A 17,784-nucleotide genomic window follows, 5' to 3' on the forward strand; every position below is an offset into this window, starting at 1 on the left:
GGAGTGAAGAACGCGAGCGAGGTCGACTTTATATTCCTTTCGTCCTCCTCAGCCGCGCACCACGCGACCGCGGCCCGCCGTCATCACGAGCACACTCCAATCGAACACACACCAATGAGTCAGACACGCTTCAGCGCCCACCGGCGCACGACCGACACGAACCGGGAGACGACCGACGACCGACGGTCCGGAACGCGATCCGGCGCCGCCGAATCGACGACGGAGGACGAGCAGGCACACGAACACGAGTCGACGACGACCTGTCCGGAGTGCGGGAGCACGCTCCGCAACGAGGGCGCCGAAACGGTCTGTTCGAGCTGCGGGCTCGTCGTCGACGCCGACGAGATCGACCGCGGGCCGGAGTGGCGCGCGTTCGACGCCAGCGAGAAGGACTCGAAGTCCCGCGTGGGCGCCCCCACGACGAAGATGATGCACGACGACGGCCTCTCGACGAACATCGGGTGGCAGGACAAGGACGCCTACGGCAACTCGCTCTCCTCGAGCCAGCGCCAGAAGATGCAGCGGCTCCGGACGTGGAACGAGCGCTTCCGCACCCGCGACTCCAAGGAGCGGAACCTCAAGCAGGCGCTCGGCGAGATCGACCGGATGGCCTCCGCGCTCGGCCTCCCCGAGAACGTCCGCGAGACCGCCTCCGTCATCTACCGACAGGCGCTCGACAACGACATGCTTCCGGGCCGCTCGATCGAGGGGATCGCGACCGCGAGCCTCCAGGCGGCCGCCCGGATGGAGCAGGTGCCCCGGTCGATCGACGAGATCGCGGCCGTCAGCCGGGTCGACGCCGAGGAGTTCAAGCGCGCCTACCGGTACATCAACCGCGAGCTGAAGCTGGAGATCCAGCCGGCCGATCCGGTCGAGTACCTCCCGCGGTTCGCCAGCGACCTCGAGGTCCCCGACGAGACCGAGCAGTTCGCCCGCCAGCTGCTCGAGCAGGGGAAACGGCAGAACGTCCACAGCGGCAAGTCGCCGGTCGGCCTCGCGGCCGCCGCGATCTACGCCGCCGGCAAGCTCACCAACGTCGATCTCACCCAGAGCGAGGTCAGCGACGTGACCGGAATGAGCGAGGTCACGATCCGGAACCGCTACCAGGAGCTGCTCGAGGCCGAGGAGGCCCGGTTCCCCGGTTTCTCCGAGGGCGACGCCGACGCGGTCGCCTGATCGCCGACGGACTGTAACGCGCCGGAATCCATTACCGTCAGTTTTGCGTACCCCGAAGAGCGGCGTTCGTATGGCTCGAAGGCAACCAGCTCGGAGACCGGAGAATCGAGACGGCGATCAGCCCCGCCGACTCCGGCGGGGCGATCGGGACGAACCGGTGACTGACCACGTCACTGGGAGCACTCGTCCACGTCGGCGTCCGGGATGCCGCGTCGCGGCCACGGACGCCGTCAGTCGATCGGACCGGGAATACCTAAACCGCGTCCGATCCGTCAAAACTGGCCACACTGATCGAGATATCCCGGCGATCGTTTCGTTTTGCACACGACGTCGGATTCATTTCCGTTCGGAACGCCACGCAGTCCGGACGTAGTGATCGAACGTCAGCCCCAACGCCCAGGCCGAGCGTCAGCCCGAACGACCCACGATCCCGCGTTCCACGTCCGACGAACGGGCCGGCCTGCGCTCCGACCGTCGAGGTGATCGGTCCGCCGATCCGACGGAATATGCTTCAGGGGAATGAATGGGACCGAAACACTTTCCGCAAGTTATACCGTACCTGGTCCGGTACCCGTATCCAATGAGTCGGAACATCCAGGTCAGTCGCCTCGATCGAACGGCGGTCGAGGACCAGGACGTCGAGATCGTCGAGCGGAAGGGGATCGGGCATCCGGACTCGATAAGCGACGGCATCGCGGAGTCGGTCTCTCGGGCGCTCTCACAGCTCTATCTCGACCGGGTCGGCAAGGTCCTCCACTACAACACCGACGAGACGCAGCTGGTCGCCGGCAACGCGGCCCCCGCCTTCGGCGGCGGCGAGGTCGTGGAGCCGATCTACATTCTCATCGTGGGACGAGCGACCAAGGAGTACGACGGCCAGCAGCTGCCGGTCGACTCGACGGCGCTGGCGGCGGCCCGCGAGTACCTCGCCGAGGCCATCCCGGAACTCGAGTACGGAACCGACGTCATCGTCGACGTCAAGCTCGGCGAGGGGTCCGGCGACCTCCAGGACGTCTTCGGCGAGGAGGAGGCGCAGGTCCCGATGGCCAACGACACCTCCTTCGGCGTCGGTCACGCCCCCCTCACCGAGACCGAGCGGATCGTTCGCGACGCCGAGCACGAGCTCAACACGACCTACTACGAGGACCACCCCGAGCTCGGCCCGGACGTGAAGATCATGGGCAAACGCGAGGGTGATCGGATCGACATCACCGTCGCCGCCGCGATGGTCGACCGGTACGTCGACGGCTTCGAGGCCTACGACGAGGCGGTCGAGTCGGTTCGGGAGTTCGTGACCGATCTCGCCCGCGACCGGACCGATCGGGAGGTCAACGTCGACGTCAACACCGCCGACGACTACGACGAGGGCTCCATCTACCTCACCGTGACGGGAACCTCAGCCGAACAGGGCGACGACGGTTCGGTCGGCCGGGGTAACCGGGCGAACGGTCTGATCACGCCGAATCGACCGATGTCGATGGAGGCGACCTCCGGGAAGAACCCGGTCAACCACATCGGCAAGATCTACAACCTGCTCTCGACGGAGATTGCCGAATCCGTCGCCGCGGAGGTCGACGGGATCCGTGACCTACAGGTCCGGCTCCTCTCACAGATCGGTCGCCCGATCGACGAGCCGCACGTGGCCGACGCGCAGGTCGTCACCGAGGACGGAGTCGACCTGGCGGACGTCGAGGACGACATCGTCGCGATCGTCGACGCGGAGCTCGCGGACGTCACGGGCGTGACCCGGCGGGTCATCGAGGGCGACGTCTCGACGTTCTGAGCGCGAGTCGCTTGACCGTGGATCCCCCGACCGCAACCGATTTGCGGACGGGGCCTCCAGTCGGAGTATGACGCAGGTGTGTCTCGTGGGCGACCCGGAGGTGAGCCTCGCCTACGAGCTCCTCTCCCGCGAGACCGCGCGGGAGGCGCTGTCGACCTACGAGATCACGGAGCCGTTCGCCAACAGCCTCGCGGTCGACACCGTGAGCCTCGGCGCCGCCGTCTCGCTGTGCAACGACCTGAACTGGTATCTCGTCCGCTTCGTGCGCGAGACGCTGATCCGCGACCCGTCGATCGACGCCGACGAATGGCTCTCCCGGGACCTCGCGCGGCAGGTCCGCGACGGCGAGGTCCGACCCGAGGAGACCGACCGGCGGCTCAAGCTGTTCGGCGTGCTCGACGGGGAGCTCGTCGATCCGAGATACGTGACCAGGGAACAGGGAACGACGCCCGACCACGATCGGGACGACCTCGACGGGACGGTCGTGGTTCGGGTAAGCGACGCGGAGTTTTCCGCCTGAGCGAGCCGCGATCGGGTCGCCTCGTCCACATTCACGGCGTCGTTAAACCGAGCCGTCCGCGTTCGCATCGAACAGTCCGGTCGAGAGGTAGCGCTCGCCGCTGTCCCAAAAGACCGTGACGACGAGCGGCTCGTCACCGGCGTACGTGCCCGCGTCCCGGAGTTCCTCGGCGACGGTCTTCGCGGCGAGGTTCGAGGCGCCCGAGGACTGGCCGACGAGGATGCCCTCCTCCCGGGCGAGGCGGCGACACTCCGCCTCGGCCTCGTCGAGTTCGACCGTGTGGACCGCGTCGAGGAGGTCGGTATCGAGGTTCGGAGCGATGAACCCAGGTCCCATTCCCTGGAAGGAGTCGCCGGTGGGCTCCTCCCCGGACAACACCGCGCTGTCGGACGGCTCGACGGCGTCGATCCGGACGTCCGGGAACGCCTCCCGGAGCCGCCGACCGGTCCCCGTGATCGTGCCGCCGGTACCCACGCCCGCGACCAACGCGTCGACCGTCCGGCCGTCGATCTGGTCGAGGATCTCGGCGCCGGTCGTCTCGTAGTGTGCGCGCGGGTTTGCCGGGTTCTCGAACTGTCCCAGCTGGACCATCCCCTCGGCCTCGAGCTCGTCCGCCCGGTCCTTGGCGTCCGAGATGTCGCCCTCGACGAGCTCGACGGTGGCCCCGTACGCCCGCATGATGCGGCGCCGCTCCGGCGACTTCGAGGCCGGCATCACGATCGTCACGTCGTAGCCCTTCGCTGCGCCGCACATCGCGATCCCGACGCCGGTGTTCCCCGAGGTCGGCTCGACGATGCCGTCGCCCGGCGAGAGATCGCCGGACGCCTCGGCGGCCTCGATCATCGCGATCGCGGGGCGGTCCTTGGCAGACCCGCCGGGGTTCTTCGATTCGATCTTCGCGGCCACCGTGGTCCCCGCCGGCGAGGAGACGCGAACCAGCGGCGACCCGACGGTGTCGAGGATGCCGTCGTCCATTGGGTGAGTCTACTGCGAGCGTGCCTAAACCACCTACGGACTGCGGCAAGACGCGAATCGATCCGGATCCCGCGATGTGTCGGATTCGACGCCGCGCCGGATCCGGCGACGCGACCCTTTTAAGTTCGCCGTTCCTATTCGATCGTATGTCACTGCGGACGCTACAGCCGAACGCGGCGTGGAGCGCGGCGGGCTACGAGGACGCGCTCGAGACGCTCGGCGCGGACGAGGGATACGTCTTCAAGGTCTGGGGCGGCGACTGGTGCGGCGACTGCCGCCAGCAGCTGCCGGACTTCGCCGCGGCCCTCGAGGCCGCCGGCGTTCCCGACGAGCGGATCGAACACCATCCCGTCGAGAAGGCGGCGGACGGCTCGAAGACCGGACCCGGCGTCGAGGAGTACGGCATCGAGCTGATCCCCACCGTCGTCGTCGAGCGCGAGGGCGAGGAACTCGCGCGGTTCGTCGAGGAGGAGCCGGAGCCGATCGCCGTCCATCTCGCCGAGCAGCTCGACGGGATCGACGCGACGGCCTGACGACTTCTTTTAAATCGCACCGATCGCGGGGCCGCAACCGGGCGGGTTCGACCCGTTCAGGGCCAGGTGCCGGCCTGATCGGAGGCGTCGATCACCCGCTGGACCGCGACGACGTAGGCCGCGGTGCGGAGGTTCCGCAGGTCGTGGGTTTCGTAGGCGTCGACGAGTCCGTCGAAGGCCTCGGTGATGACGCGCTCGAGCTCCTCGTTGACGCGCTCCTCGGTCCAGCTGAACCGCTGGCGGTTCTGGACCCATTCGAAGTAGGAGACGGTGACGCCGCCGGCGTTCGCCAGGATGTCCGGGACGACCCAGACGTCGCGCTCGGCGAGCACGTCGTCGGCGCCCGGCGTCAGGGGGCCGTTGGCGGCCTCGACGACCACGTCGGCCCGCACGTCCTCGGCGAGATCGGCGTCGATCGCGTTCTCGAGAGCCGCCGGCACGAGGAGGTCGACGTCGAGCGTGAGCAGCTCCTCGTTGGTCAGCTCCTCGGCGTCACCGTAGCCGACGACGCTGCCGGTCTCGTTCTTGTGCTCCTTTACGGCGACCGGGTCGAGCCCGCTCGGGTCGTGGACCCCGCCGCCGGAGTCCGAGACCGCCACGACCGTGGCGCCGACGTCGTCGAGGAGATCCGCCGCGATCCAGCCGGCGTTGCCGTATCCCTGCACGGCCACCGAGGCGCCCTCGACCTGCTCGCCGATCCAGTCGAAGACCTCGCGCGCAGCCAGCATCGTCGAGCGGCCGGTCGCCTCGACGCGACCCGCTGACCCGCCGGAGTCGATCGCCTTTCCGGTGATGACGCCGGGGGCGGTCGTGTTCTCGAGGGTCTCGTAGGTGTCCTTGATCCAGTTCATCTCCCGCTGGCCCGTGTTGACGTCGGGCGCGGGGATGTCCCGGTCCTCGCCGATGAGCGGCCGGAGCTCGGTCGCGAACGCGCGAGTGATCCGCTCCAGCTCCGCCTCGGAGTACTGGGTCGGGTCGATGCTGATGCCGCCCTTCCCGCCGCCGTAGGGGATGTCGACGGTCGCGCATTTATAAACCATCCAACCAGAGAGCGCCTTCACCTCGTCGCGGGTGACGCCCGGGTGGTAGCGGATGCCACCCTTGTACGGGCCGCGGTCGCCGTTGAACTGCGAGCGGTACGCCCGAACCGTCTCGAGGGAGCCGTCGTCGAGCTCGACGGTGAGGTTGGTCTCGAGCACGCGCTCGGGATTCTTCAGCCGCTCGATGGCGCCGTCGTCGACGTCGAGGTGGGCTGCGGCGTCGTCGATCTGCTCCTGGAGACTCTCGAACGGATTGGTCTCGTCCGACATACCTACAGGAGTCGTATCCGTGTGGTTAACTGTACCGTCTCACGGTTTCGGTCGCGAATGTTGCCGTGTTCCGGCGACGGTCGAGATCCGTCCGATCGCGGGCCGAAACGAGTCGTCACCTCCCGGATCGTCGAATACGCTTATAAACTCACGCCGACGTGAGCCGGTATGTCTGGACGCTACTACGAGGAGTTCACCGTCGGCGAGACGATCGACCACGCGGCCCGACGGACGATAAGCGAGGCCGACAACCAACGGTTCTGTGATATGACGATGAATCAACAGCCGCTCCATCTCGACGCCGCGTTCGCCGCCGGGACCGACTTCGGCGAGCGAATCGTCAACGGGCTGTATACGATGTCGCTTGCGGTCGGGCTCACGATTCCCGAGACCACCGACGGAACGATCGTCGCGAACCTCTCGTACGATTCCGTCGAGCACCCCGCTCCCGTCTTTCACGGCGACACGCTGCGTGCACGGTCGACGGTGACGGACAAGCGGGAGACGAGCGACGGCGACCGCGGCGTCGTGACGATGCACGTCGAGGCGTTCGTCGTCGACCGGGACGGGGGCGGAACCGGGAGTGATGCCGCCGGCGATGAGGGCGAAGACGCTGCCGACGATCCGCTCGTCTGTGCGTTCGATCGAACCGTGCTTTCGGAAAAACGGCCGGCGTGCGAGTAGCGGTTCGTGAGACGGTTTGCGACTCCCGTCCGACCGAGGCGGCCGAAGTAGAGCGACCGAACTGACGTTTTCCCGATCGCTCGAATCGGTTACTGTCCGGACGTTCCGGTCGATTCGGGCTCCGGCGATCCCGCGGTCTCGGTCGGTTCGGTGGTCTCGGTCGGTTCGGTGGTCTCGGTCGGTTCGGTGGTCTCGGTCGGTTCGGTGGTCTCGGTCGGTTCGGCGGTCGCGGTCGGAGTCGCGTCCGTCTCGTCGTTCGTCGCGTCCTCGTAGCGCACGGTCGTCCCGCTGGCGACCGGTCGAATGATGTATCGGCGCCCCTGCCCGGTTCGGTTCGGCGCGAAGTCGGCGATGAAGGTCGTCCGCGTCGACTCGCGGACCTCGAACGACTGGTTGAATTTCAGCGGCGCGTTCCCGGGCGTCCGGACGTCCGCCTCCTCGCCGGTCGTCAGGGTTCCGCGCGTACTCGCGACGTCGAGCTGCAGGAACCGATACTCGCCGACCTCGACCTCGGTCTCGTCGATGAGTTTCGTGCTCCCGTCCTGCAGCTGGACGAGGTCCGCCTCCTGCGGCTCCGCGAACTCGATGTAGCGTCGGCCGCTTCCGTCGGCGTCCCCCCCATCGTCCTCCTCGTCCGCCTCGTCCTCCTCGTCCGCCTCGCCCTCGTCGTCAGCCCCGTCCTCCTCGTCCGCCTCGTCCTCCTCGTCAGCCCCGTCCTCGTCGTCAGCCCCGTCCTCGTCATCGGGAGCCGCGGTCTCGGTTCCCTCCGGCGTCGCCGTGTCGGTCGTGGTCGGCGTCGCCGTGTCGGTCGCGGTTTCCGTTTCGGCCGGATCGTTCTCATCCGTCTCTGTTTCGTCCGCGTCGTCAGCCTCGTCCTCCTCGTCCTCTCCGTCCGACTCGTCCGTCGAGTCGGCGGGCTTGATCCAGATCCCGTCGAGCGTCACGACGAGGGACTCGAAGTCGTCGATGTCGTTGGGCTGATCGGTGACGCTCGTCGAGAGCGTTCCGTAGCGCGTGGCGTCGCCGGAGTCGGAATCAGCATCGCCGTCCCCGGATCCGCCGTCGTCCCCGGAGCCATCCCCGTTCCCGGAGCCGTTTCCGTTCCCGGACCCGCCGTTGCCGCCGGTACAGCCGGCGAACGCGCCTGCGGTTGCTGCAGCTGTAACCCCCCGAATGTATGTGCGCCTCTGCATAGCGCCCGATACTCGTCCCGTGAGAGGGATATGGCTGTTGGACCGGGAAGGACGGGATGGGATCGAGAATGACGGAATAGGACCGAGAAGGACGAAATGGCTCCGAGAAAACGGTCGGGAAACCGGTCGGGAAACCGGTCGAGCAAACCGGCCGATGACGCGCTCGGGCGGCGGATTTATCGGCACGGTGGGCGTTTCGTCGGTATGCACGAGGATCCACTCATCGAGGCGGCCCGAAGCGCGCTCGAGAATGCCCACGTTCCGTACTCCGAGTACGCCGTCGGCGCGGCGCTCGAAACGGCGGACGGGACGGTTTATAGGGGCTGCAACATCGAAAACGCGAACTACTCGAACAGCCTCCACGCCGAGGAGGTCGCGATCGCCGAGGCCGTCAAGAACGGCCACGAGGCGTTCGACCGGCTCGCGGTCGCCTCCGGCGCCAGGGACGGCGTGACGCCCTGCGGGATGTGTCGACAGACGCTGACGGAGTTCTGTGCGGACGACCTCGAGATCGTCTGTGACGAGGGGGCGGACGGAACGGCGACCTACACGCTCGGGGAGCTGCTTCCGAACACGATCTCCGCGGACACGCTTTCCGCCGCGGAGCGTCGCTAGCGCGGAGCGTCGCTAGCGCGGAACGTCGTTAGCCGTCGCCAACCACCGGAAACCGGACGTGCTACCGGTTCCGGCTCACGGGGAAGGCGATCCGGTCGGGATGCTCGTTGAACCGGGCCAGTATCCGTTCGTACAGGTCGTTTTTTACCCGCTGGCCGCGGCGGGGGTGCGCCAGGTATCGGAGCCGCAGCTCGACCCAGCTCTCGCGTTGGGCGACGTTCACCGACGGGCCGTCGGCGACCTCCAGCTCGACCGGCGTCTCCGCGAGCGCCTCGCGGTAGGCGTCGACGTGGCGGGCCATCTCCGCGCCGAGGTAGTCGGCGGCCTCCTCGCGCATCAGCTCGCGGGCGAACGTGAGGTCGGTCTCGAAGGCCACCTGGAACGCGATCTCGTTCCAGACCGATGGGGATCCGCCCCCGCCGAAGTTGACGACCTCCGAGGAGAGCACGAGGCCGTTCGGGACGGTGATCACGCGTCCGGACGGCTGGTTCGTCGAGACGAGCTCGCCGTTGATCTCCCAGATCGTCGTGACCAGGAAATCGACGGCGATCACGTCCCCCTTGGCCTCGCCGATCCGAACCCGGTCGCCGACGCCGTAGGGACGCTTCAGGAGGATGTAGCCCCACGCGATCAGCGACAACAGCGGCTGCTGGAGCGCGAACGTGATCGCGAAGCCGACGACGCCGAGCGAGAGTAGCAGGCCCAGCCACTGCTGTGTCAGGGCCGCGAGGGCGGTCACGGTGGCGGCGAGGCCGAACGCGAGCCGCAGGACGTTTCGCGCGTCGTGGGCGCGCCGCTTGCTCGCGTGGCGCGTCAGCGCGGCGAGCGTGAGCGCGTAGAGCCCGTACGCGACGAACAGGATCGCCGCGAGGAGCAGTCCCTTGACGACGACCGGAACGAGGGGGATCCCGAGGAGCGTCGGAAGCGCCGCAAACGGGCTCGCCGGGGCCGGATCCGCGGCGGAAAGCAGGCCGGCGCCGGCGGCACACACGATCCCGACGAGCACGGATCCGATGGCGACGCGTCGGTTCACTTGTCAGTGGATCCGTCGCAGCAAGTAAACGGTTGTGCCGGCCGGGGTTTCTCCGTCGTCCGGAACGATGGCGTCACTCGGTGACGGCGTCGTAGGCGTCGGCCATCACGTCGAGCGCGTCGCGGATGGTCGCCTCGTCGGTCGCGTACGAGAGCCGGGCGTGGCCGGCGCCGCCCTCGCCGAAGGCGTCGCCGGGAACGATGATGAGCCCGCGGTCGACGCATTCGTCGACGAAGCCCTCGGGCACCTTGGGCATCGCGTAGAAGGCCCCGCGCGGCGTCGGACACTCGATGCCGATGTCCGCGAGCCCCTCGAGCAGGACGTCGCGCCGGCGCTTGAACGTGGCCGTCATCTCGTCGACGACCGACTGGTCGCCCGTCAAGGCGGCCTCCGCGGCGAACTGCGAGGGCGCCGACGCACACGCCTGGACGTACTGGTGGACGCGCAGCATTCGGTCGATCCGATCGCTCGTCGCCGTGACCCAGCCGAGCCGCCAGCCCGTCATCGAGTAGAGCTTCGAGACCGAGTGCACGACCACCAGGTTGCCGCCCGCGTCGAACTCCATCGGCGAGTGGTGGTCGCCGTCGAAGACCGTGTATTCGTAGACCTCATCGGAGATGCAGAGGACGTCGTGTTCGCGTGCGATGCGGGCGAACGCCTCGACGTCCTCGCGGGGCGCGACGGCCCCGGTCGGGTTCGCCGGCGAGTTGATGATGAAGGCGGCGGTGTCCTCGGTGATCGCCGCCTCGACCGCGGCCGGATCGAGCGTGAGGTCGTCCCGCAGTTCCACGGGGACCGGCTCCGCGCCCGCGAGCTTCGCGAGTGCCGCGTAGGAGACGAAGCCGGGATCGGGGACGATCACCTCGTCGCCGGCCCCGACGTGGGCCTCCAACGCGAGGTGCAGTCCCTCGCTGCCGCCGGCGGTCGCGATCACGTCGTCGACGTCGATCGACGCGCCCTGGTCGCGTTCGTGCTTGGCGACGATCGCCTCCCGCAGGGACTCCAGGCCGCGGTTTGGGGTATAGCCGTCCGCACGACCGGCGCGGATCGCCTCGACGGCGGCCTCGCGCGCGTGATCCGGGGTCGGAAAGTCGGGCTGGCCGATCCCCATGTCGATCGCGTCGTCGCCGGCCGCCTCGAAGACGTCGCGGATGCCGCTCGGCGGGATCCGTTCGATCCGGTCGGAAAACGTCGGTGATGCCATATCTAACGCAGCGATCCGGCCGCGAATAATTCTTGTTACATCCCGCGAGTCACCTGCGTCGAACGACGACGCGTGTCGCTCGTCGGGCACGCCGGCAGCCACGTGCGGTGCCGCTCACACGCCCCAGATGGCGACGATCCCCAGCGTCGTCACGACGGTGAGGATCGCCTGCAGGGGCGCGCCCACGCGGACGAAGTCCGTGAACCGGTAGCCGCCGGGGCCGTAGACCATCAGGTTCGTCTGGTAGCCGATCGGCGTCATCAGCGCGGTCGAGGCCGCGAAGGTGACCGCGAGCACGAACGAGAAGGGGTCGGCGCCGATCGCCGCGGCCGTGTCGACCGCGACGGGGATCATCAGGACGACGCTCGCGTTGTTGCTGATGACGTTGGTGACGAGGGCGGTGAACAGATAGAACGCGCCGAGGAGGACGACCGGCGCCAGGTCGCTTGCCCCCACGACGACGAGGCTCGCCAGCCACTCGGCGCCGCCGGTACGCTCCATCGCGACGCCGAGCGGGATGAGTCCGGCCAGCAGGACGATGACGCTCCAGTCGACCGCCTCGTAGATCTCGCCGGGCTTCACGCAGCCGGTCGCCACCATCGCGACCACGCCCCCGAGCGCACTGACGAGGATCGGCAGGACCTCCAGGGCCGCGAGGGCGACCACGCCGAGGATGATCCCCACCGCGACCGGGATCCGCTCCGTTCGGAAGTCGGGGCGGATCAGCTCTCGCGCGAGCACGAAGTTCCGGTCGGAGCCGAACCGCCGTATCGTGTCCTCGGTCGCCTGGATGAGCAGGGTGTCGCCGCCGCGAAGCCGCCGTTCGTCCATCCGGGCGTGGATCACCTCCCCGCCCCGGCGGATGGCGAGCACGGTCGCGTCGTATCGGTTCCGGAAGTTCAGCGTTTCGAGCGTCTCGCCCACGATCGACGCTCCCGGCGCGACGACGATCTCGATGAGACTCTGCTCGGTATCCGGCTCGATCTCGGCCTCGTCGCCGGTCAGAACCGCCTCGGTCACTTCCGCGTCGGGTGCCGGATCGAGTCCCTCGGCATCCAGCAGCTCGAGCAGGCTCTCGCGGTCGGTCCGGAGCACGAAGACGTCGTCGGGCCGAACCTCCTTTCGGGCGAGGGGTTCGGTGAAGACCTGATCGCCGCGGACGAGCTGCACGACGTCGACGTCCAGATCCGTCTCCTGGAGGACCTGGTCGATCGTCTTCCCGACCAGCGGCGATTCCGCCCGAACGACGACCTCGGTCAGATACTCGGCCATGTCGAACTCCGCGATCAGTTCCTCGTCGACCGCCACGCGCTCGGGCAGCAGGTACCGGCCGATCGTCGCCAGATAGACGGCCCCGGTGAGCAACACGAGAACGCCCAGGGAGGTGAACTCGAACATCGAGAACGGATGGTCGATCAGGCGCGCGGAGACGTCGGAGGCGAGGATGTTCGTCGAGGTCCCGATCAGCGTCAGGGTACCTCCGAGCATCGCGATGAAGGAGACGGGCATCAACAGCTTGGAGGGCGAGATCCCGGTCCGTTTCGCGATCGTGTTCACCATCGGGATCATGATCGCCACGACCGGGGTGTTGTTGATGAGCCCCGCGGTCCCGCCGGAGATGCCGAGGACGGCGAGCAGCTGCTTGAGGTGGCTATCGCCGAACCGGTCGGCGACCGCCGCGCCGACCAGGTTGATGAGCCCGGACTGGCGGATCCCCTCGCTGAGGACGAACATCGCGAGCACGGTGAGCGTCGCGGCGCTCGAGAACCCGCTCACCCCGGTGGCCGGGTCGACGCGCGTCCACGGCTCGAGAACGATCAGCGCGACGAGGATCCCGAGCGCCGAGACGTCGATCGGGAGCGGCTCCGTCACGAACAGCACCAGCGCGATGGCCACGATCGCAAAGACCACGAGCATACCCGGCGTGACCTCCGGAATCGACTGCAGCGGTGCGAGCTGGACGGGCGACCCGACCCAACCCATTCCGGCCGATCCCGCGGCAGTCGGCGACATCGTTATGTGGAGGAGACGTCCAGCGAGTTAAAAACCCCAGTGCGCCGGATCGGTCCGCGCCGGCGCTCCGGATCGTGATCCACGAATGTGGGTATAGAAAGACATTAGAACGGCCGATATCACCATATAATTGAATGAGCCTGTCCGACGCGGACGCCGAGCTCGTGCGCGAGGAGCTCGGACGCGATCCCACTCCGGCCGAGGCCGCGCTGTTCGAGAACCTCTGGAGCGAGCACTGTGCGTACCGCTCCTCGCGACCGCTTCTGGGCGCCTTCGAGAGCGAGGGCGACGCGGTCGTGATCGGCCCGGGCGACGACGCGGCGGTGCTCGCGCTGCCGACGCCCGCGGCCGCCGAAACGCCTGCCGGAGAGCGTGACGGCGACGACTACGGCGACGTCTACGTCACCTTCGGCGTCGAGAGCCACAACCACCCCTCCTACGTCGACCCCTTCGACGGGGCGGCCACCGGCGTCGGCGGGATCGTCCGCGACACGATGAGCATGGGCGCGTATCCGATCGCCCTGCTCGACTCGCTGTACTTCGGGTCCTTCGACCGGGACCACGCGAAGTACCTCTTCGAGGGCGTCGTCGAGGGGATCTCCCACTACGGAAACTGCATCGGCGTTCCGACCGTGGGCGGCAGCGTCGCCTTTCACGAGGGCTATGAGGGCAACCCGCTCGTCAACGTCGCCTGCGTCGGTCTGACGACCGAGGAGCGGCTCGTGACCGCCACGGCCCAGGAGCCCGGCAACGCGCTCGTCCTCGTCGGGAACGCCACCGGACGCGACGGCCTCGGCGGCGCCTCCTTCGCGTCGGAGGACCTCGCGGAGGACGCCGAGACCGAGGACCGGCCGGCCGTGCAGGTCGGCGACCCCTACGCGGAGAAGCTGCTGATCGAGTGCAACGAGGCGCTGATCGACGAGGACCTCGTCGCCTCCGCCCGCGACCTCGGCGCGGCCGGCCTCGGCGGGGCCTCGTCGGAACTGGTCGCGAAGGGCGGGCTCGGCGCCCGGATCGAACTCGATCGGGTCCACCAGCGCGAACCGAACATGTCGCCGCTGGAGATCCTCCTCGCGGAGTCCCAGGAGCGGATGTGCTACGAGGTCGACCCCGAGGACGTCGACCGCGTGCAGGAGCTGGCGGACCGCTTCGACCTCGGCTGCTCGGTCATCGGCGAGGTGACCGAGGGGACCTACACCTGTACCTTCGAGGGCGAGACGGTCGTCGACGTCGACGCCGAATACCTCGCCGACGGCGCGCCGATGAACGACCTGGACGCCACCGCACCCGAGACCCAGTCCCGAGAGCTCCCCGAGATCGATCTCGAGACGGCCTTCGAGGCGGTCGTGAGCGCGCCCTCCACCGCGAGCAAGCGGTGGGTCTACCGCCAGTACGACCACGAGGTCGGCACGCGCACGGCGCTCACCCCCGGCGACGACGCCGCGATCATGGCGATCGATGAGGCGGCCGGCCTCGACGATCACGACGACGCGACCGTTGCATCCGCCGGTGCGGACGACGCGACCGGCGTCGGACTCGCGCTCTCGGCCGGCGCGAACCCGAACTGGACCGAGGCCGCCCCATACGACGGTGCCCGGGCGGTCGCGCTCGAGAACGCGACGAACCTGGCGGCGAAAGGGGCGGTCCCGCTCGCCGCGGTCGACTGTCTCAACGGCGGCAATCCAGAGAAACCTGACGTCTACGGCGGCTTCACCGCGATCGTCGACGGACTGGCCGAGATGTGCGCCGACCTCGAAACGCCGGTCGTCGGCGGCAACGTGTCGCTGTACAACGACAGCGTCGAGGGACCGATCCCGCCGACGCCGACGCTCGCGCTCCTCGGAACGAAGCGCGGATACGACGCGCCGCCGGCCGCGCTCGACGGGGACGTCGCCGACGACTCCGAGATCCTCCTCGTTGGGGCCGGCGGCGACGCGCTCGGCGGCTCCGAGTATCTCGCACAGGTCGGCGGCACGGACCGGTTCCCGACGCTTCCGGATGCGGATCCCGCGAATTTGATCGATACGCTTGCGCGGGTTGCCCGTCACGAGTCGACGGTCGCCGCTCACGACGTGAGCGACGGCGGGCTGGCGGTCGCGCTCGCCGAACTCGTCACGGACGCGGCCGGCGCCGACGTCGAGCTTCCGGACCACGTCGCCGCCTTCGAGGAGACGCCCGGCCGGCTGGTCGTCCAGACGACCGATCCCGAAGCGGTCGCCGCGCTGGCGGACGACGTTCCGACCTATTCGCTCGGGACGGTGACCACGGACGGTCGGCTCCGACTGGCCGTCGGCGACGAGCGCGTCGCGGCCACGGCGGCCGAGATCCGCGAGCGACGCGACGTGATCGAGCGCGAACTCGCCTGAGTCGACGGTTCCGAACGGCTCGACCCCGGCGGCGAGCTCCTCGAGCACGCCACCGATGGCGGTGTGTCAACACGACACCAGCGAAACGGTTTTAGGGTTTCCTAAAGTATGTGTCGGCAACGGACACCGTTCGCGGCGTTTCCCCACTCTCCGACCATGTCACACCAACGCACTTCCGCTCGCGGGACGATCGACTCGAGCGATGCCGGCGGTGATGCGCCCTCGGCATCGACCACGGTGGCGGCGTCGGAGTCGGGGACCGGCCCGACCGGCGACGCCGGATCCGACGCGGTCGTCACGGCGAGCGAGACCGTCCTCGCGCTGGACGACGTCCACAAGCGGTTCGGCTCCGAGTCGGCGGTTTCGGGCGTCGACCTCGCGGTGCGGGACGGGGAGCTGTTGACCCTGCTCGGCCCGTCCGGCTGCGGGAAGACGACGACGCTCCGGATGATCGCCGGCCTGGAGACGCCGAGCGAGGGTCGGATCGCGATCGCCGGCGAGTGCGTGGCGAAGCCGGACGGCTGTACGGCACCCGAGGAGCGTGACGTCGGGATCGTCTTCCAGAACTTCGCGCTGTTTCCGCATCTGACCGTCCGGGAGAACATCGCGTTCGGCCTCTCGGACCGGTCGGCCGCCGAGGCCGAGGCGCGCGTCGACGACCTGCTGGACCTGGTTGACATGCCCGACCACGGCGGGAAGACCCCGGACCAGCTCTCCGGCGGGCAGAAACAGCGGGTCGCGCTGGCCCGGTCGCTGGCCCCCGAGCCGGACGTCCTCCTGTTGGACGAGCCGTTCTCGAACCTCGACGTCCGGCTTCGCGTGGAGATGCGCGAGGAAGTGCGCCGGATCTTGAAGGAGGCGGGCGTCACCGCCGTCTCGGTGACCCACGACCAGGAGGAGGCGCTGTCCATCTCCGACCGCATCGCCGTGATGAACGACGGGCGTCTCGAGCAGATCGGCGACCCCGAGTCGGTGTTCGAGCAGCCCGAATCGAAGTTCGTCGCCTCGTTCCTCGGCCGCGCGTCGTTCCTCAAGGGTCACCTTCGTGAGGGGTACGTCGAGACCGGGATCGGGCGGTTCAACGCCGCGACCCTCGAGGGATACGACACGGTCTACGACAGCGCGCCGGTCGACGTCCTCGTCCGGCCGGACGATCTCCGTGCGTCCCCGGTCGAGGACGACGTCGCCGACGGCACCGTCGTTTCCCGGCAGTACGTCGGGCCATCATTCATCTACCGGGTCGAGCTGGATTCCGGGGAGTCGGTCCACTGCCTCCACAACCACTCCGAGGAGTTCGGGCTCGACGAACGGGTGTCGGTCGACCTCGTCGCCGACCATCCGCTGGCCTGGTATCCGCGGTAGGGTGCCCGTCGAGCGGCCCCACAGAGCGGATCTCGTCGTGGCTGCCGAGAAGACGAACGACACCGGTAGCGCCGGATCTATAGCAGTAGCGTCGGGACGAGGTACGCGATCGCGATGCCGATCAGGAGGACGACGCCGCCGGTGAGCGCCTGGCTGCCGGTGAACTCCTGCATCGGTGACGTTACGCGTGCGTCCGGGTCGGGCTCCGCGGAGTGGTCTGCCATACTCGACGATCGGAGCGGACCCACAAAAACGGATCCGATCCGAACGTCATTTGGGCCGCTCCGCCGTATCCGACCGCGTGCGAAACGTCACGGACCGGCGCCGGAACCCCTTCGGAATGCGTCCCGACTGCGCCGAGTACGTGCCCGGATACGGCGACGCGAACGCGGACTTTCACGTGATCGGCGACCACCCGGGCGTTCACGGCGGACGTGAGTCCGGCGTTCCGTTCGCGGACGAGCCGTGGTCCGAACGGTTCTTCGGCGCGCTCAGGGACGGCGGGATAATCGGGGCCGAGAGCGCCATCCGGAACGATGGGGCCAGCGGTGACGCTGCGATACGGACGGACGGACGATCCGGTGCCGTTCCATGGGCCGCGATCGACGGCACGTTCCTGTCGTACCTCCATGCGTGCGTTCCGAACGCGGGAAGCAGGGATCCGTCCGACGCCGCCTACGCCGAGCTGGAGCCGATCTTCGACGCCGAACTGCGGGCGATCGCCGCACACGTCCTGCTGCCGGTCGGCGAGCGGGCGACGCGGCACGTCATCGAGTCCTACACGGCGAAGACCTGGGCCGAGATCGAGGGGAACGGCGGCCTCGAGGTGGTCCACGGCACCGAACTGCTCGGATCCGGCTGGTTGGTGGTTCCGATCCGTGACCCACGGGAGTGGGGAGCCGACCACGCCGATCGTCTCGCGGCCGGACTCCGGGAGCTCCGCCGGACCGACTACCGGCGCGAGAGCGACCTCGGGCGGTTCATTGCGGGCGAGGAGCCCTATTTCGTGCGGTGATC

Annotated in this window: 16 protein-coding genes; 9 read left to right on the forward strand and 7 right to left on the reverse strand. The window is 68.5% G+C overall.

Annotated elements, in window-relative coordinates:
- The first annotated feature begins 114 nt into the window (after window positions 1-114).
- From CPZ00_RS11990 to CPZ00_RS12000, 3 genes are all read left to right on the forward strand, one after another.
- Window positions 115-1,176, forward strand: coding sequence for a transcription initiation factor IIB (locus tag CPZ00_RS11990; protein WP_096391087.1), 1,062 nt, complete (start codon window positions 115-117; stop codon window positions 1,174-1,176).
- Window positions 1,177-1,756: 580 nt separating this feature from the next.
- Entirely contained in the window at window positions 1,757-2,959 is a 1,203-nt protein-coding gene (locus CPZ00_RS11995) for a methionine adenosyltransferase (protein ID WP_096391088.1), read from the forward strand.
- 67 nt (window positions 2,960-3,026) lie between these two features.
- On the forward strand, window positions 3,027-3,479 hold the full coding sequence (locus CPZ00_RS12000; protein ID WP_096391089.1) for a DUF5804 family protein: 453 nt from the start codon (window positions 3,027-3,029) through the stop codon (window positions 3,477-3,479).
- A 42-nt stretch (window positions 3,480-3,521) separates the two neighbouring features.
- On the opposite strand, the gene CPZ00_RS12005 is transcribed toward CPZ00_RS12000, so the two are convergent.
- On the reverse strand, window positions 3,522-4,454 hold the full coding sequence (locus CPZ00_RS12005) for a PLP-dependent cysteine synthase family protein (RefSeq protein ID WP_096391090.1): 933 nt from the start codon (window positions 4,452-4,454) through the stop codon (window positions 3,522-3,524).
- A 146-nt stretch (window positions 4,455-4,600) separates the two neighbouring features.
- Here CPZ00_RS12005 and CPZ00_RS12010 point away from each other — a divergent pair, with 146 nt between their 5' ends.
- Window positions 4,601-4,987 (forward strand): thioredoxin family protein, encoded by a 387-nt coding sequence (locus tag CPZ00_RS12010; protein WP_096391091.1) that lies wholly within the window; start codon window positions 4,601-4,603, stop codon window positions 4,985-4,987.
- Between the two features lie 56 nt (window positions 4,988-5,043).
- Here the strand turns inward: CPZ00_RS12010 and CPZ00_RS12015 are convergent, their stop codons facing one another.
- Entirely contained in the window at window positions 5,044-6,297 is a 1,254-nt protein-coding gene (locus CPZ00_RS12015) for a Glu/Leu/Phe/Val family dehydrogenase (protein ID WP_096391092.1), read from the reverse strand.
- Between the two features lie 168 nt (window positions 6,298-6,465).
- Here CPZ00_RS12015 and CPZ00_RS12020 point away from each other — a divergent pair, with 168 nt between their 5' ends.
- Window positions 6,466-6,981 carry a MaoC family dehydratase gene (locus tag CPZ00_RS12020; protein ID WP_096391093.1) on the forward strand — a complete coding sequence of 172 codons (516 nt, stop codon included), beginning with the start codon at window positions 6,466-6,468 and terminating at the stop codon, window positions 6,979-6,981.
- 89 nt (window positions 6,982-7,070) lie between these two features.
- Here the strand turns inward: CPZ00_RS12020 and CPZ00_RS12025 are convergent, their stop codons facing one another.
- Complete coding sequence (locus CPZ00_RS12025; RefSeq protein WP_096391094.1) at window positions 7,071-8,174, reverse strand: DUF4382 domain-containing protein; 1,104 nt, start codon at window positions 8,172-8,174, stop codon at window positions 7,071-7,073.
- A 204-nt stretch (window positions 8,175-8,378) separates the two neighbouring features.
- Here CPZ00_RS12025 and cdd point away from each other — a divergent pair, with 204 nt between their 5' ends.
- A complete protein-coding gene (cdd, locus tag CPZ00_RS12030; protein WP_096391095.1) occupies window positions 8,379-8,789 on the forward strand; it encodes a cytidine deaminase in 411 nt (136 codons plus the stop codon).
- Window positions 8,790-8,850: 61 nt separating this feature from the next.
- Here the strand turns inward: cdd and CPZ00_RS12035 are convergent, their stop codons facing one another.
- From CPZ00_RS12035 to CPZ00_RS12045, 3 genes are all read right to left on the reverse strand, one after another.
- Window positions 8,851-9,822: a mechanosensitive ion channel family protein gene (locus CPZ00_RS12035; RefSeq protein WP_096391096.1), complete on the reverse strand. Its 972-nt coding sequence runs from the start codon at window positions 9,820-9,822 to the stop codon at window positions 8,851-8,853.
- Window positions 9,823-9,895: 73 nt separating this feature from the next.
- On the reverse strand, window positions 9,896-11,026 hold the full coding sequence (locus CPZ00_RS12040; RefSeq protein ID WP_096391097.1) for a pyridoxal phosphate-dependent aminotransferase: 1,131 nt from the start codon (window positions 11,024-11,026) through the stop codon (window positions 9,896-9,898).
- A gap of 114 nt (window positions 11,027-11,140) precedes the next feature.
- Window positions 11,141-12,943, reverse strand: coding sequence for an SLC13 family permease (locus tag CPZ00_RS12045; protein ID WP_096391712.1), 1,803 nt, complete (start codon window positions 12,941-12,943; stop codon window positions 11,141-11,143).
- A gap of 230 nt (window positions 12,944-13,173) precedes the next feature.
- Between CPZ00_RS12045 and purL the strand changes: the two genes are divergently transcribed.
- Together purL and CPZ00_RS12055 are read left to right on the forward strand one after the other, a co-directional pair.
- A complete protein-coding gene (gene purL, locus CPZ00_RS12050; protein ID WP_096391098.1) occupies window positions 13,174-15,405 on the forward strand; it encodes a phosphoribosylformylglycinamidine synthase subunit PurL in 2,232 nt (743 codons plus the stop codon).
- A gap of 156 nt (window positions 15,406-15,561) precedes the next feature.
- A complete protein-coding gene (locus CPZ00_RS12055; RefSeq protein ID WP_096391099.1) occupies window positions 15,562-16,767 on the forward strand; it encodes an ABC transporter ATP-binding protein in 1,206 nt (401 codons plus the stop codon).
- A gap of 77 nt (window positions 16,768-16,844) precedes the next feature.
- On the opposite strand, the gene CPZ00_RS15630 is transcribed toward CPZ00_RS12055, so the two are convergent.
- Entirely contained in the window at window positions 16,845-16,991 is a 147-nt protein-coding gene (locus CPZ00_RS15630; RefSeq protein WP_172861827.1) for a DUF7550 family protein, read from the reverse strand.
- Window positions 16,992-17,068: 77 nt separating this feature from the next.
- On the opposite strand from CPZ00_RS15630, the gene CPZ00_RS12060 reads away from it, so the two are divergent.
- Window positions 17,069-17,782, forward strand: a complete 714-nt coding sequence (locus CPZ00_RS12060) for a uracil-DNA glycosylase family protein (RefSeq protein WP_096391100.1) — start codon at window positions 17,069-17,071, stop codon at window positions 17,780-17,782.
- Window positions 17,783-17,784: the final 2 nt, after the last annotated feature.

Source organism: Halopenitus persicus, assembly GCF_002355635.1.
Lineage (GTDB): Archaea > Halobacteriota > Halobacteria > Halobacteriales > Haloferacaceae > Halopenitus > Halopenitus persicus_A.